Origin of the sequence: Mangrovibacter yixingensis (genome assembly GCF_020523985.1) — a bacterium.
Lineage (GTDB): Bacteria > Pseudomonadota > Gammaproteobacteria > Enterobacterales > Enterobacteriaceae > Mangrovibacter > Mangrovibacter yixingensis.
The window spans coordinates 655,959-671,617 of the sequence record NZ_JAIVKM010000002.1; the positions used below are offsets into that span (position 1 = coordinate 655,959).

Sequence of the window (15,659 nt, forward strand, 5' to 3'; positions counted from 1 at the left end):
TCAAACAAACAGGCGGGTTATCAACCAGAATAGACAACAATACAGAGCTGTATTGAATAATGCAGGGTGCCAAACAAAATCATAGATGCCAGTAGGCACCAACACTTTACGTAGCCCCCAAAATAAGGCGAGCGATAATAACAGCTCGAAAAAAATCGGCGGAAAAGAAAGGCCGAATACTACAATAACCGGAAATAGAGTCATTTTTGTCCTGATATGAACGGAGCAGGCGATATAATTAATATGTTGTTAACACTCCGCAGCCACATCAAACGAAGATTTTGTAGGCAGGAAGACTACGCAGTGCTCAATCTAATAATAATATATTAACGTAACTGTTATGCTGTTATCTATAATCTGTGATCTAAATCACTTTTAAGCCAGAGTGAATAATGGAACGACTTAAACGGATGTCCGTCTTTGCCAAAGTAGTTGAACTGGGGAGTTTCACTGCCGCGGCAAGGCAATTACAAATGAGTGTCTCGTCGATAAGCCAGACTATTGCCAAACTGGAAAATGAACTCCAGGTAAAACTCCTGAACCGCAGCACTCGCAGCCTGGGCCTGACTGAAGCGGGGAAAATTTACTACCAGGGCTGTCGGCGCATGTTGCACGAGGCACGTGAAGTGCATGAACAGCTGTACGCGTTTAACAACACACCAATAGGAACGCTGCGCATTGGGTGTTCTTCGACAATGGCACACAACATTCTGGCCGTAATGACAGCCGATATGCTTAAAGAGTATCCAGGCCTGTCTGTTAACCTGGTAACAGGTATACCGGCACCAGATCTGATTTCAGATGGGCTGGATGTGGTTATTCGGGTTGGTGCACTGAGTGACTCCAGCCTGTTTTCCCGCCGATTGGGTGCCATGCCTATGGTTATCTGTGCAGCAAAGTCCTACCTAAACCAATACGGTATCCCGGAAAAACCCGCGGACATGAGTAATCACTCCTGGCTGGAATACAGTGTTCGCCCGGATAATGAGTTTGACTTAATCGCCCCCGAAGGCATTACTATCCGCATGACACCTCAAGGGCGTTTTGTAACGAACGACCCCATGACGCTATCGCGTTGGTTGAGTGAAGGAGCAGGAATTGCCTATGTGCCACTTATGTGGGTACTGGATGAAATAAAACAGGGAACGCTGGAAATATTGTTGCCCCGCTACCAGTCGGATCCTCGTCCGGTTTATGCGCTGTATACTCAAAAAGATAAGTTACCGCTGAAAGTGCAGGTCTGCATTAACTGGCTGACAGAATATTTTGTAAACGTTGCAGAGACTTACCAGAAAATGCATGGTCGCCATAACCTTTAAGGGTAAAAATAAGCCGCCGTTAAAAACGGCGGCCTGGTGTGCAACTCGGTTTTGCAGTTTTTTCTTAATCAGGCTGTTCCGCCAACCGTTAAGTTATCCACTTTAAGCGTTGGTTGCCCTACACCAACGGGGACACTTTGCCCCTCTTTACCGCAGACGCCGACACCGTTATCTAAACGCAGATCATTACCAACCATTGAAATCTGTTGCATCGTTTCGATACCAGAACCGATAAGCGTTGCCCCTTTCACCGGCTTGGTCACTTTCCCTTTTTCAATTAAATAGGCTTCTGATGTGGAGAAAACGAATTTTCCGGATGTAATATCAACCTGACCGCCGCCAAAATTTGGGGCATACAAGCCATACTCAACGGATGCAATAATGTCTTCTGGTGTAGATTTACCCGCCAACATATAGGTGTTTGTCATACGTGGCATGGGCAAGTGGGCATAAGATTCGCGGCGGCCATTACCTGTTGGTGGCAAATTCATCAGGCGGGCGTTCATTTTATCCTGCATAAATCCTTTGAGTACGCCGTTTTCAATCAGCACGTTGTACTGGCCTGGAACACCTTCATCATCAATCGCAACCGAACCGCGGCGATTTGCCAAAGTGCCATCGTCAACAACAGTGCAAAGCTCAGATGCCACCAGCTTACCCATCTGCCCACTAAATACAGAGGTTCCACGGCGGTTAAAATCACCTTCCAGCCCATGGCCTACTGCTTCATGCAACAGTACACCTGGCCACCCAGCGCCTAATACAACCGGCAGCGTACCTGCAGGGGCAGCAACAGCAGATAAATTGATCAGCGCCATACGCACGGCTTCGCGTGCCCATGCATCAGCCCTGGCAGCACCATCTTCTTCTTCAAGGAACCAGGCATAATCAAACCGCCCGCCACCGCCACTTGAGCCGCGCTCGCGTTTGCCATCCTCTTCAACCTGCACACTTACCGATAAACGTACCAGCGGACGAACATCGGCTGCCAGGGTGCCATCAGTAGCTGCAACCAGTATTAACTCGTACACACCCGTCAGGCTGGCATTCACTTCTTTCACGCGGGCATCAGCAGAACGCGCCACGTTATCTACACGGCGTAAAATATCCAGTTTCTCTTCGCGGCTCATACCTTGAAGTGGGTCGAGCTGCATATAACGTGCGGGGGTTTCTATGGCACTAAACGCTTTGGTTTGCCCTTCTCCTTGCTCTTGAACAATACTACGTGCGGCTTGCGCACTCTGTTGCAATGCTTCCAGGCTAATCTGGTCTGCATAAGCAAACCCGGTTTTTTCACCGCTTATTGCACGAATACCGACACCCTGGTCAATATTCCATGAACCATCTTTAATAATACGGTCTTCCAACACCCAGGATTCATGATAGCTGGACTGGAAGTAGAGATCGCCATAATCGAGGCGACGCTGTGATAATTGACCCAGGATAGAAAACAAGTCTTGATGACTTAATCCATTCGCGGACAATAACTGCTCGGTTACCAGATTCAGACTCATCGTGCTCATTACTCTTATGCTGACCACCTAACTGGTGGTGAAATGTTTTATCTATTGAGCTTGCGGTAATTCATCGCTAACGTCAAATCATTGCGTGGCTGTTTTACGAGGTTGCCGCAATACTTCGTTGATGCGTGGCTTATCTATCGGGCCAGTAATTTGGTAGCGTAGTAATGCAATTTTGCTCCACAATGGCCCCAGAACTTTGCTGGCAGCGAATACTGCCGCACCAACAATTGGGTTTACCGCAAAAGCCGTTGCCACACCCACTGTCGCGGAAATTTCAGGTGCAACAGCCGCTTCAATGTTCAGCTGCCGGTTGACCAAATCTATTGTGCCTTTCATTGCGATATCGGCTTCCAGCCCATCCACCAATGTATCATCGGTGTGTAACATGCCGTCTTTAATCCAGGCAGTGCTGCGAATGGAGTCAAAATAAAAACCACTGCCGAAAGTATCACTGAAATCAAAGCGCAACTTACGCAATAAGGCATCAAAACTAACCAGGCGCAGTAACTGGCCGGCATGGCCGGTTTCCAGTTCCGATATTTTGCCTTTACCCAACTGGGTTTTGATCACCCCATTCAGTGAAGCCACATCAGGGCGCCAGGGGAGATCTCGCCAGTGCAGGTCATAATCACTATGAAAAGAAGCCCCCTGCAACGGTGTACCGACACCAAAAAAGCCTGTCGCTTTATCGAGCGATTTACCACTCAATACGCCTTTAAGGGATGTTCTTTCACCACCCGGTTGGTTAACCCACTCACCACTCGCCGTCAACCGGGCAAAGCCAGTATCGATAAGGCCCTGAGTTAAAGTAAGCGTGTTACCCTTAATCGCCAAGTCTGCGTTAATACGGCCATATTTCTGCCCCATCAACCAACACTCTGCACAGCGAATATTCAAATCTGGCCACTGACTAAAATCAACAGCACTATCTGGAACCGACGACGCACTTTCTACTTTCTTATCAGCAGTTAACTCAGATAAAGCCGGGTTATAGTAAAGGTAGCTCAACGATACATCCCATGGCGTATTTTCACGGCGGGTTAACTTGCCATTGATCTCACGTCCATTCACTTCTACAACCGTGCTGTCAGCAACTTTGTGCGTGACCAAACTGAGGTTGTTCCAAGTTTGTCCGGCAAACTGGAGTGAGGGTGTTCGTAATGTTAACGCTTCGGGGAAACTAGCACTGTGGCTCACTGTCTCGGCAGTACCCGCTTGCAAAACGGACAACCACTGAGCACCATCCAATGGTGGAAGGTTAAGTTCAACCACTGGCTCTTGAGGTAATGGAGGAATACTGTGCGAATCAGAAACCCAGATAGCCCGGTCCAGTGTTAGTTTTTTATTGAGTAACCAGTGGCTATTAAAATGTGTGGTTTGCCCAAGACTTCCTGTCAGTGAAAAGCCGCGCATATCACCTTTGGTGTTGATGACCAGCGGCAGAGATTGCCCGGCTGGTTTGGAAGCTGGCGCAGGTAAGTGACTACTTACATTCTTCAGATCGCCGGTAAGTCCAACCTGCCAGGTTGTATCGCCATGATACGGCAGCGTCACACCAACACTCCCTTTCCAGCCGAAAGCACCTTTCAGATTCTGGCTGAGCGCCGCAGGCAATACACCTGTACTGGCCGCCTGCCAGTTACCATTCAGGTTAATATTGACTTGATACGCTTTTTCCTGCTCTTCTGTCGTGAAATCGACCATGAGAGGCTGATTGAACCAGGTCGCCTGCAGTGGCCCACTCTTTAAATTACCGTTATTAAAGCTAAATTCGCCATTCAAGTGGTGCAATGTCGTGTTGAGGGGAACCACAGACAACGTGTTATTGCTCAGAGAGACATTCCCTTGTGCTGTCGTCATTTCACCATCCAGAGGGATAGCTAAATGTAAGCGAGCACTTACATCCCCCTTTAGTTTTAGTTCATCCAGTGTTGTACCAAGGGTTTGTGCTAAAGGTGTTTGTTTAAAATAGGGCCCAACAGCCTCACCAGGCCCTTTGATATCGGCATCAATAAACAGTTTTTCTTTGGCATAATCAGGAATGACAGCATCCAGATTACTGGCGGTAACACCACCCAGAGCCACTTTTGGTGACTTCATCCACAAACCATCATTGCGGAAATCAAGGTCAATATCGAGGTGTTGCAATGCGGGCCAGTCAGGCTGGAAAGCAAAGGTCGCGTCTTTAAGCGGAACAAAGACCTGGAACTGGCCTTCATTATGCTGGTAGGGGAAGAAATGTGGGTTTCCTGAGTAAACCAAGGTCGCATTTTGCGCTTTACCGGCTTTAATCGCACCACTGAGATAATCCACCAGTGGTTTACCCATCAGGTTTTCTGGGAAATAGCGCCACGCCTGCCCCCCATCAGTTGCCGTGATCCCGGCAAGTATTTTAAGCCAGGGTTGGTCGCCTTCCGGGTGTTGAAAACTAAAATCGCCATGTGCCTGTACGCCATTAGCCTGCACATTGATATTACTACCATCAATACGCAAGCCTTGAGCATCATCCTGCCAGCGCACAGTGGCATTACCTTGCGCTATTTCTAATGGGGCACGAAACACATGCTCATAGGGCATACTGGCATCGTGAATATTCATATTCAGACGACCATTGCGCAGACTTCCCATAATATTGCCGGAAACATGTTGTGCGCCGGGCAGTAATTTCCACTGATTCCATGAAAGATCATGCCATTGAGCCTGCATACGCAGTGTTTCTGGGTGCTGTAAAGGAATATCCAAAGCCAATGAGTCTATATTTCCTGCCGGGTGCAGGGTTCGCCAGACATCGACAAATTTTGGGGCGAATGTTTCAGCTAATGGGAGTAAAGGTGCCAGGTAATCTGGAGTTAACTGATTTGCCCGAATTCTAACTTCTCCCCCAGATAATGTGGGCTCTGCCAGTTTTTTTGTTGCATCCGGAAGCCAGGCAAGCACCATATTTCCCTGCGACCAGGACTGATCATCCAGTTTCAGCCCTGATAATGGAAATTGCACCTGCCAGCCATTACCCAGCTTGCTAACATGAGTAAGTAGGTTCTGTACAGAAAGCTGATGTTGGAATTTTGCGCCAGACCACTCAGCGCCACCTTTTTGTAGCCAGATATCCGCACTCTCAAGGCCACCATCTTTAATATTCACCCAAGTGGCCATGCTGAAACGCGCACGGTTCAGTTTGATATTGTCCTGCATCCATTCACTGAACCAGGGTTTAACATCCACATCATCGGCCTGCATCCAAATTTGCCCGGAGTTCAGCGTACCGTTTTGATCACGTAAATCCATCCGCACATTAACCAGCCCATGCTGCCCGTTAAAGCTGGACAGACTTATCTCCCCTTCAGCACGATGGCGCTTATTACCATTCAGCCAAGTTAAATGTGGAATATGTAAGTTCGCCCTCTGGCCTGATAACGTTAAGAAGCTAATGTTGCTGTCGCGTAAATCGAAGTGGTCAAACTGCCGTAAAAACAGGTCATTGAGTTTACTGGCCTCAAAATCGGTCGTTTCACCATTATGAGAAATGGCAGTATTGGTCACTGCATTAAGTTGATAAAAGGTAAGATCACGGAATTGCCAGCGAGAGTGCAACAGGCTTTGCCAGATATCCAGCGCCAGAGTTACCCTCTTTATTGTGAGTGTACCTCTGTCTTTAAGAAGGACATTCACATCCCGAATATCCAGAGTAGGTCCAAACGACTGCCAGGAGGCGTGTACTTCACTAACCTCAACAGGTATACCTGTAAGCTGCTCTACTTTCGCCAGAACAGGTTCTCGCCAACTATTCAGATGCGGTAAGGCAAGGCGCAACCCACTGACCAGTAGCGCAATAGCGACAACCAATGCAGCAAAGATGAGCAGCAAAATGCCCGGCAGTCGCTTCACATTTCTCTCCTTGTCTGCTGGCGGCAGTGCTACATCATGACCACATCAAACTGCTCCTGATTATAGAGCGGCTCTATCTGAACTTTAACTTGTTTACCTACGAAAATTTCTACTTCAGCCAGCGCATGAGATTCTTCGCTTTTCAATGCTTCAGCAACTGCCTGAGAAGCATAAACCAGGAAACGATCAGAATCATAAGCATGATGAACACGCACAATTTCACGCATGATTTCGTAGCAGACGGTTTCGACTGTTTTTACAGTTCCACGCCCATGGCACGTTGGGCACTCACTGCACAGAACATGTTCCACGCTTTCACGTGTACGTTTACGGGTCATTTCCACCAACCCAAGGGCGGAAAAACCATTAACACTGGTTTTTACACGATCTTTGCTCAGTGCCTGTTCCAGGGAGTGTAATACCCGACGGCGATGATCATCGTTACTCATATCAATGAAATCGATGATAATAATCCCGCCCAGGTTACGCAGGCGTAACTGCCGGGCGACAGCCTGAGTCGCTTCAATGTTGGTGTTAAAAATGGTGTCATCAAGATTCCGATGCCCAACAAAAGCACCCGTATTGATATCAATGGTGGTCATTGCTTCTGTCTGGTCGATTATTAAATACCCACCAGATTTTAGTTCGACCTTGCGTTCAAGAGCCCGCTGGATTTCATTTTCGACATCGTAGAGATCGAAGATAGGTTGACGACCACTGTAATGCTCCAGTTTGGTTGTCATATCCGGGATATATTCAGCAGTAAACTCCAGCAGCATTTCATATGTGAGCCGGGAATCAACACGGATTCTATCCAATGAGGCATCGGCAAAATCACGTAGTACACGCTGAGCCAGTGCTAACTCACCATAAAGTTGGCACCGGGTCTGATGGCGTTTACGACGCTCAATCACCTTGCGCCAGACGCGCTTAAGATACGCAGCATCGGAGGCCAGGTCTTTCTCACACACACCTTCCGCTGCTGTACGAATGATAAAGCCGCCCATTTCATCGCAATAAACACTCACGACGTGTTTGAGACGCTCGCGCTCTTCCTCACTTTCAATTCGTTGAGACACACCAACATGGGATGCGCCTGGCATAAAAACCAAATAGCGAGAAGGGAGTGTAATATCAGTCGTCAAACGGGCACCTTTGGTGCCGAGAGGGTCTTTCACCACTTGAACAACTAAATCTTGCCCCTGGCGAACCAGCTCAGAAATATCCCGAACTGTGAAGTTTTTCTGTTCTTCACCTGCAACACATTCAGTGTGCGGCATGATATCGGAGGCATGTAAGAATGCTGCTTTATCAAGGCCAATATCTACAAATGCCGCCTGCATGCCCGGAAGTACGCGACTCACGCGACCTTTGTAGATATTGCCTACAATTCCCCGTCGAGCTTCACGTTCGATGTGGATCTCTTGCAGAATTCCACCATCAATGTAAGCCACTCGAGTTTCAGAAGGGGTAATATTGACTAATAACTCAGCCGTCATGATTGCTTTTTCCTTCGCGTAACGCACTAAACGTTGCTATTAATGCATCAGTTTCAACCAGAGGCAGGCCAACAACGGCGTGATAACTACCATTAATTTTCCTCACAAAACGCCCTCCTATCCCCTGAATTCCATACGCTCCGGCTTTATCCATCGGTTCTCCTGATGCAACATACTCCGCAATATCACGCTCTGATAACGGGCGAAATGTCACTTCAGTCACCACCAGGCAATCAAGCAAATGGATGCTATCGGCAATAGCAACCGCAGTCATAACCTGATGCGTTTTTCCGGAGAGTAACTGTAACATAGCACAGGCATGAGCTTGATCCTGCGGTTTTTCAAGAACTTCTCCATTTAATACCACAATGGTATCGGCTCCTAAAACCGGCAAATCCTGCCCAGCCATAGCAACCCCAGCATTAGCTTTATCCCTGGCGAGGCGGGAGACGTACTGCTGTGCAGTTTCCCCTTGTTGGCGGACTTCATCAACACCCGTAACAATACGTTCAAATGAGACGCCAAGCTGAGTCAGCAATTCCTGCCGACGAGGTGAACCTGAAGCGAGATACAATGTAGTCATCATTACCTGCTACTGCACGGCAAATTGCTGGCGCACTTTGCGCATAAGTAAAAAGATCCAAGGCCAAAGCACGCCGTTGACAACACTGCTCCAGTAAATCTCTGGATGGAATGTTACGTCAATCACCAAAAACTCAGCCCAGAAAACAAGTAACTCAGCAGCCAGAGAGAGCACGACAATCACTAATGCCTGTTGCCATAAAGCCAGGTTGCGTAATAGTTGAAACTTTAAAGCAACCAGGTAAGCAATAATGCTAAGTGATAGTGCTCTGATACCCAAAGTTGAGCCACTGATCAGATCAAGTATGGCTCCCATTATAAATCCGGTGCCAACATTTACCCTGTGCGGCAATGCCAGTATCCAGTAAATCAGGATCAGCAATACCCAATCAGGACGGAAAACAATGATTTGTTCCGGCCATGGCATAACCTGCAGTATCAACGCAATGATAAAAGATAAAACAATTACCCAGCGCCCCTGACTACGATAGCTCGCCACTACTGACCTCCCTGCAAGGATGGTGTTCTGTTTTGAGGCTCGGTGGAAACTGGCGGCTGCGACAGGCCAGTTGCCGGTGCGGGCATTGGCGCGGGTGGGCCCATTTGACCAGGAGCGGGCAACACTTGCGGCATCATTTGCATCAGACGTTCATTAGCGACACGGTGGACTTCGTCCGGTGTCATTGGATGTAACCCTTGACGATCTGCTCCCCACAGCAATAACAAATAGCGTAATCGCTGTAAGCCTGCAGTAGGGCGAGCCTGGATAACTGTATAAGCACGTTGTGTATCCAGTTTGACAGAAGAAACGACAGCCACTGGGTAACCTTCTGGGAAGCGCCCACCCAGGCCCGATGTTACTAACACATCCCCTACCCGGATATCCGTATTGGCCGGTAAATGTTCAAGCTGGAGATCATCTGAGCAACCGTTACCTGCGGCAATAACACGGATGTCATTACGCAATACCTGAATAGGTAAAGCGTGTGTAGCATCGCAAATTAACAACACCCGACTGGTAAATTTAGCGACAGCAACAACCTGCCCGACAACACCTTTGTCACTGATAACTGGCTGGCCTTCATAAACACCATTCACGCTGCCTTTATCAATAACGACCTGGTCACTGTAAGGATCAGTCCCCGCCGAAATCACCTGAGTCACCATTTTTTGCTCATCCTGACGCAATGGAGAGCCCAGTAATTCACGTAAACGTGCATTTTCTTGGCGGTACTGGCCAAGAAGAAGCAAATCACTGTTCTTTAACAATAACTCACGACGAAGAGCACGATTTTCCAGCTCAAGCTGATCTCGCGACGCCAGGGTCTGTGACACACTGTCCAGCAATGCACGTGGACCATTGGAGATAAAATAGAAAGGGCTGACAGCCGTATCCATATAGGCCCGGATCTGACTAAACATACCCAGGCGGCTGTCCGCAACAATGACGCCCAGCGCCACCGCTACGGCCAGAAAAAGGCGAATCTGTAGCGAAGGGCCACGGCTAAAAATAGGCTTCATAGGCTATGCGTATTCCTGGGCTGGCAACAAGGGCAATCTGGCGATTGCCCCTTTCAGCATTAATTACTCTTCGCTGAACAAATCACCGCCGTGCATATCGATCATTTCCAGCGCTTTACCACCGCCACGAGCAACACACGTCAGAGGATCTTCAGCAACAACAACAGGAATGCCCGTTTCTTCCATTAACAAGCGGTCCAAATTGCGCAACAACGCACCACCACCTGTCAGAACCATGCCGCGTTCAGAGATATCAGAAGCCAGTTCTGGTGGACACTGTTCAAGCGCGACCATAACTGCACTAACAATACCAGTCAAAGGTTCCTGCAAGGCTTCAAGGATTTCATTTGAGTTCAGCGTGAACCCACGAGGTACACCTTCGGCAAGGTTACGCCCACGGACTTCAATTTCACGAACTTCATCGCCCGGGTAAGCAGAACCAATCTCATGCTTAATACGTTCTGCTGTGGCTTCACCAATCAGCGAGCCATAGTTGCGACGCACATAGTTGATAATAGCTTCATCAAAACGGTCACCGCCAATACGCACAGAAGAAGAATACACCACACCATTAAGGGAGATGACGGCAACTTCAGTCGTACCACCACCAATATCCACAACCATAGAACCTGTTGCTTCAGAAACTGGCAAACCTGCACCAATCGCAGCAGCCATCGGCTCTTCAATCAGAAAGACTTCACGTGCACCAGCACCTTGTGCGGATTCACGGATAGCCCGGCGTTCAACCTGAGTAGCACCAACAGGTACACAAACCAGTACACGCGGGCTTGGGCGCATAAAGCTATTGCTATGCACTTGTTTGATAAAGTGCTGCAACATTTTTTCGGTCACGAAAAAGTCAGCAATTACGCCATCTTTCATAGGGCGAATAGCAGCAATGTTGCCAGGTGTACGGCCAAGCATTTGTTTTGCATCATGGCCTACTGCAGCCACACTTTTCGGTGAACCTGCGCGGTCCTGGCGAATGGCCACAACAGAAGGCTCATTCAACACAATGCCCTGTCCTTTTACATAAATGAGGGTATTCGCGGTACCCAGGTCAATGGACAGGTCGTTGGAAAACATGCCACGAAATTTTTTCAACATACTAAGGGATAATCCTGCAAGCTGGGGCGGAAACAAAATCCGCTTACTTTACCAACCACTCAATGCAGCGACAAGGCGCAAAAACGTTCTGCATCAGTGAAAAATAGTGCAATTCATTTCCAGCTTTACAAAGTTGCTATCTGGCGCCCGGTGTACCAGTAAAATGCCACTAAGCAACTTTATAATTTGTTACATGGCTGGCCATAAATTGTCCGGTTTGCTGAGATACTCCGTCCGGCAAGCCGAGGCTCCCATAGGATTCAGCGGACGTTATTCTACGTGAAAACATCACAAACGGCAGGTTAAACCGAGTATCTTTGCAAATATTTTTTTACGTTAGTATCCAGTGCCTGTGTTGCCGCGATAAAATCACCTTGCGCACCACTGACACCACGATCTATTAACGTTTGCCATTCACCACGAGCCCTAACGCCAGTGGCAAAGACGCGTGTCTGCATGCCGGTACACGCCTCAACAAGGCTCCGTATCAGCAACTGGTTTTCTGTGCGTTTTTCAATGTTACGCACAAGGCCGGGATGAAGTTTGATCAGCTCAACATTCAGTTCCTTTATATAGGAAGTGCTGACCAAGGTCAGACCAGCCTGGTTAACAGCAACTCTACTACCCAATGCCTTGATTAACCGAATAACAGATTGCAGACGACCGATATGTTGACACACATCAGCCTCTGGGAGTTCCAAAATAATTCGTCGCCTTAACGATTTCTCACATTGCATGAGGGTGTCACGCAACCAACGCTGAAAGGGAGGACGCAGCAGAGAATCCACTGTAATTGAGAATGCGAAGGTTTCTTCAGGCCAGAACTGGAGTAACTGAATGCCTCTGCTAATCATTTGCCTGTCCCAGGAATCAGCAAGGCCAAACTGTTGCACTACTGGCATATACTCAGCCGCCAGAACCTCCTGCTGGCCGTCAAATATCCGACACAATAGCTCCCGGTGGTGCACCACTCCATCTCGCATAACGGCTGGCTTTTGGTAAATTCGCGGGCCACCTCGTTGTAAAACACCTTCCAGCAAGGTACGCCAACGCACATTACCTCGTACTTTTTCTGGCGTTGTTTCATCCCATGTTGACCAGCCATTACCACCGTGAAGCATCGCTTCCCGGGTAGCCACCTCAACCTGTTCCATCACCTGCTCAGTTGTTTGCCCACTACGCCATGCCGTTACACCAATATGTAACATGTCGTTCCTGTCCAGCATGGGCGTTGGCGGAAGTGCATCGACAGCATTGAGTAGCTGGCTGGCAATACTTCCGGCTTCTTTTAATGAGCGGTGTGGCAGTAGTACGGCAAAATCACTGTGGTAGTAACGCGCCAACAATGCCCCTGGGTAACGCATTATAAATGTTGAAAGCATGTTCACCAGGCTGTAGAGATAATCATCGACAACATTTCGGCCCCAGGTTTCATGTAACATGTCAAAGTCAGGCAGCCGAATCATCATGACGACACCGTGACTCTGTACGTTATCCTGCCCTTCGAGCAAGGTTGCCAGCTGGTTATCAAAAAACAGACGATTATTCAGGCCTGTTCTGGAGTCCTGGGCTGCATAAGCACGAATCAGGTTCTCCACCCGGCCTTTTTGCTCACCAGCATTGTGAATATCTGCCAGAAGGACATCCAGCGCACTACTTAGATTATGGGGCCATTCATCCATCGTTCCGCGAATCCCGGCCCGACGCTCACCTTTAAGAATACGAATAGCCCGGGCCTCCAGATGCTCCAGCCCCTGGAACTGCCTTTTGGTCCACCAAACAGCAAGCAACACCATTATTACGATAAATAAAACGGCAAGAGATAATGGCGTGGTTGCCAATATAGAATGAAAGTAATTGGCCATCGGATCCATCCAGACCAGTGTCAGTGTCATACCCGGATGTTTGACCAGGGGAACATTCAGTGATTTGTACTGCTGTGCAAGACCCGCAGGATTATATCCTTCAGGCTGGTCATGCAGAAAAATAGGCACGCCGTCCTGACGGATAACCATCCGTACCACATCGACCGGCGTCATTATTTCATCGAAAAAACGAGACTGGGTTTCCGGTGGGTACTCGAGCAGACGATTATCAACAATCGTGGCGATCGCCCGCACCCGCTGATCCAGCTTCACCTGAACCGCGGTATAAAAACTCCATGAACACCCGATCAGGACAGCCAGCATAGCCAGCCCTGACAGTAACGTCACAATGGCAGAAAATTTTGTTGTCAGTCGCATCCTTGTGTGAACTCCGTCGGGCACCTCGTTAATTGGATAATATGCAGACTCGTTCGAAATGAGCAGAGCCAGCCATGAAAAACAGATGCACGTAAAACACACTGCATACTAGCAAATATAACTGCGCTCTCCAGGGTTTTTCTCAGCACACCTCTGCAAGCAGCACAGACAAGTCTGCCCTCTTAAAATTTGCTCTGGTCACATAAGTCTTAACAGAAAGTTGAATATTTGAAACTGGCTTCATCTGATTCTGCCCGCCATGCTTAAGAACGACACATCTGCATGGCAACAAAGGCAATCAATAATGAAAATGAAAAAACACCTCAATGAAAATGATGTGACGCATGAAAGCGTATTTTTTATGCAGCGTCGACAGGTTCTGAAGATGCTGGGCATTGGCGTAGCCAGTGCTGGCTTGCAGGCAAAAGCACAGGCAGATGTACTCTCGTGGTTTAAAGGTAATGACAGACCTGCCGCCCCTTCAGGCAAACCGCTGACCTTTACCCGCCCAGAGGCCTGGCAAGCAAAATTGACATTAACCCCGGAAGATAAAGTCACTGGTTATAATAACTTCTATGAGTTTGGCCTGGATAAAGCTGACCCGGCTGCGAATGCAGGAACACTGGTTACCGACCCGTGGACGTTGACTATAAGTGGAGAGGTCGCAAAAAAAATCACTCTTGACCACGATGACTTATATAAAAAATTACCATTGGAAGAGCGAATTTACCGTATGCGATGTGTAGAAGCCTGGTCGATGGTGGTTCCCTGGATTGGCTTCCCTTTAGCCAAACTACTGGCTTTGGCTGAACCCACCAGCAATGCTAAGTATGTTGCCTTCACGACACGTTACGCCCCAGACCAGATGCCGGGACAAAAAGACAGGTTTATTGGGGGAGGGCTGGCATACCCTTACGTTGAAGGGTTACGTATTGATGAAGCGATGCACCCTCTGACATTGCTGACAACGGGGGTTTATGGCAAAGCCTTACCACCGCAAAATGGGGCTCCGGTGCGTTTAATTGTTCCGTGGAAGTACGGTTTCAAAGGCATAAAATCAATAGTCAGTATCAAACTGACGCGTGAAAGGCCGCCCTGCACCTGGAACCTGGCGGCACCAGATGAATATGGCTTTTATGCCAATGTGAACCCCCATGTTGATCACCCTCGATGGTCACAGGCAACAGAGCGGTTTATTGGTAGTGGCGGTATTCTCGATGTAAAACGCCAGCCCACACTGTTGTTCAATGGTTATGCGGACCAGGTTGCTTCACTGTACCGTGGACTGAACCTGCGGGAGAACTTTTAAGTGCGCCTGACGCTTCAACATATTCGTATCATAAAAGCCCTGTTGCACCTGCTGGCTGTTTTACCACTGGTATGGCTATTTTTTGCATTACACTACGGTTGGCTAAGTGCAGACCCGGCGAAGGATATTCAGCATTTTACTGGCCGAATGGCCCTGAAATGTTTACTGGTGACGTTACTGGTTTCGCCACTGGCGAAATCTCTCAGACAACCTCTGCTCATCCGGGTAAGACGGCTAACCGGGCTATGGTGTTTTGCCTGGGCATCATTACATTTATTAAGCTATCTTTTTCTGGAACTGGGGATAACACAATTCCGGTTGCTTGGCGAAGAAATCCTTAATCGCCCCTATTTGACGCTGGGTATGGCATGTTGGGTGATTTTGTTGGCGCTGGCAGCAACGTCTACACGAAAAATACAGCAATGGATGGGCCGACGCTGGCAAACATTACACAACGGCGTGTATCTGGTTGCGATCCTTGCCCCGGTTCACTATATCTGGTCTGTGAAAATTTTGTCACCACTGCCCTTGCTGTATGCAGGTGCATCCATCTTGCTGTTAATATGGCGATACAAAACATTTCGCCAGTGGTTTCGCCGCCGATAAGCCCTACGGGCCTGATGCCACAGGCCCCTCACCAGTATCCATACTCATACTATGTTGATTATCTT

At 48.4% G+C, this 15,659-nt stretch carries 12 protein-coding genes; 3 read left to right on the top strand and 9 right to left on the bottom strand.

Annotated features, from left to right (window positions below):
* Positions 1-204, bottom strand: a complete 204-nt coding sequence (aaeX, locus tag LC084_RS13785; protein ID WP_226571754.1) for a p-hydroxybenzoic acid efflux pump operon protein AaeX — start codon at positions 202-204, stop codon at positions 1-3.
* 188 nt (positions 205-392) lie between these two features.
* On the opposite strand from aaeX, the gene aaeR reads away from it, so the two are divergent.
* Positions 393-1,319 (top strand): HTH-type transcriptional activator AaeR, encoded by a 927-nt coding sequence (aaeR, locus tag LC084_RS13790; RefSeq protein WP_226571755.1) that lies wholly within the window; start codon positions 393-395, stop codon positions 1,317-1,319.
* A gap of 68 nt (positions 1,320-1,387) precedes the next feature.
* On the opposite strand, the gene tldD is transcribed toward aaeR, so the two are convergent.
* From tldD to csrD, 8 genes are all read right to left on the bottom strand, one after another.
* Entirely contained in the window at positions 1,388-2,833 is a 1,446-nt protein-coding gene (tldD, locus tag LC084_RS13795; RefSeq protein ID WP_226571756.1) for a metalloprotease TldD, read from the bottom strand.
* Between the two features lie 87 nt (positions 2,834-2,920).
* A complete protein-coding gene (yhdP, locus tag LC084_RS13800; RefSeq protein WP_226571757.1) occupies positions 2,921-6,727 on the bottom strand; it encodes an AsmA2 domain-containing protein YhdP in 3,807 nt (1,268 codons plus the stop codon).
* Positions 6,728-6,756: 29 nt separating this feature from the next.
* Complete coding sequence (gene rng, locus LC084_RS13805; protein WP_226571758.1) at positions 6,757-8,226, bottom strand: ribonuclease G; 1,470 nt, start codon at positions 8,224-8,226, stop codon at positions 6,757-6,759.
* Positions 8,216-8,809, bottom strand: coding sequence for a Maf family protein (locus LC084_RS13810; protein ID WP_226571807.1), 594 nt, complete (start codon positions 8,807-8,809; stop codon positions 8,216-8,218). Before LC084_RS13810 ends, rng begins: the two co-directional genes overlap by 11 nt.
* Before the next feature lie 9 nt (positions 8,810-8,818).
* Positions 8,819-9,307 carry a rod shape-determining protein MreD gene (gene mreD, locus LC084_RS13815; protein WP_226571759.1) on the bottom strand — a complete coding sequence of 163 codons (489 nt, stop codon included), beginning with the start codon at positions 9,305-9,307 and terminating at the stop codon, positions 8,819-8,821.
* Positions 9,307-10,329: a rod shape-determining protein MreC gene (gene mreC / locus LC084_RS13820; RefSeq protein WP_226571760.1), complete on the bottom strand. Its 1,023-nt coding sequence runs from the start codon at positions 10,327-10,329 to the stop codon at positions 9,307-9,309. Before mreC ends, mreD begins: the two co-directional genes overlap by 1 nt.
* A 63-nt stretch (positions 10,330-10,392) precedes the next feature.
* A complete protein-coding gene (mreB, locus tag LC084_RS13825) occupies positions 10,393-11,436 on the bottom strand; it encodes a rod shape-determining protein MreB (protein ID WP_000913396.1) in 1,044 nt (347 codons plus the stop codon).
* Positions 11,437-11,738: 302 nt separating this feature from the next.
* On the bottom strand, positions 11,739-13,679 hold the full coding sequence (gene csrD / locus LC084_RS13830) for an RNase E specificity factor CsrD (protein ID WP_226571761.1): 1,941 nt from the start codon (positions 13,677-13,679) through the stop codon (positions 11,739-11,741).
* A 304-nt stretch (positions 13,680-13,983) separates the two neighbouring features.
* On the opposite strand from csrD, the gene msrP reads away from it, so the two are divergent.
* Both msrP and msrQ read left to right on the top strand, forming a co-directional pair.
* On the top strand, positions 13,984-14,988 hold the full coding sequence (gene msrP, locus LC084_RS13835) for a protein-methionine-sulfoxide reductase catalytic subunit MsrP (protein ID WP_226571762.1): 1,005 nt from the start codon (positions 13,984-13,986) through the stop codon (positions 14,986-14,988).
* On the top strand, positions 14,989-15,594 hold the full coding sequence (gene msrQ / locus LC084_RS13840) for a protein-methionine-sulfoxide reductase heme-binding subunit MsrQ (protein WP_226571763.1): 606 nt from the start codon (positions 14,989-14,991) through the stop codon (positions 15,592-15,594).
* Positions 15,595-15,659 lie beyond the last annotated feature (65 nt).

Coding starts and splice junctions, on each gene's coding strand:
- aaeR (WP_226571755.1), top strand. CDS start 393: ATGGAACGACTTAAACGGATGTCCGTCTTTGCCAAAGTAGTTGAACTG.
- LC084_RS13810 (WP_226571807.1), bottom strand. CDS start 8,809: ATGACTACATTGTATCTCGCTTCAGGTTCACCTCGTCGGCAGGAATTG.
- mreC (WP_226571760.1), bottom strand. CDS start 10,329: ATGAAGCCTATTTTTAGCCGTGGCCCTTCGCTACAGATTCGCCTTTTT.
- tldD (WP_226571756.1), bottom strand. CDS start 2,833: ATGAGTCTGAATCTGGTAACCGAGCAGTTATTGTCCGCGAATGGATTA.
- aaeX (WP_226571754.1), bottom strand. CDS start 204: ATGACTCTATTTCCGGTTATTGTAGTATTCGGCCTTTCTTTTCCGCCG.
- rng (WP_226571758.1), bottom strand. CDS start 8,226: ATGACGGCTGAGTTATTAGTCAATATTACCCCTTCTGAAACTCGAGTG.
- csrD (WP_226571761.1), bottom strand. CDS start 13,679: ATGCGACTGACAACAAAATTTTCTGCCATTGTGACGTTACTGTCAGGG.
- mreB (WP_000913396.1), bottom strand. CDS start 11,436: ATGTTGAAAAAATTTCGTGGCATGTTTTCCAACGACCTGTCCATTGAC.
- msrP (WP_226571762.1), top strand. CDS start 13,984: ATGAAAATGAAAAAACACCTCAATGAAAATGATGTGACGCATGAAAGC.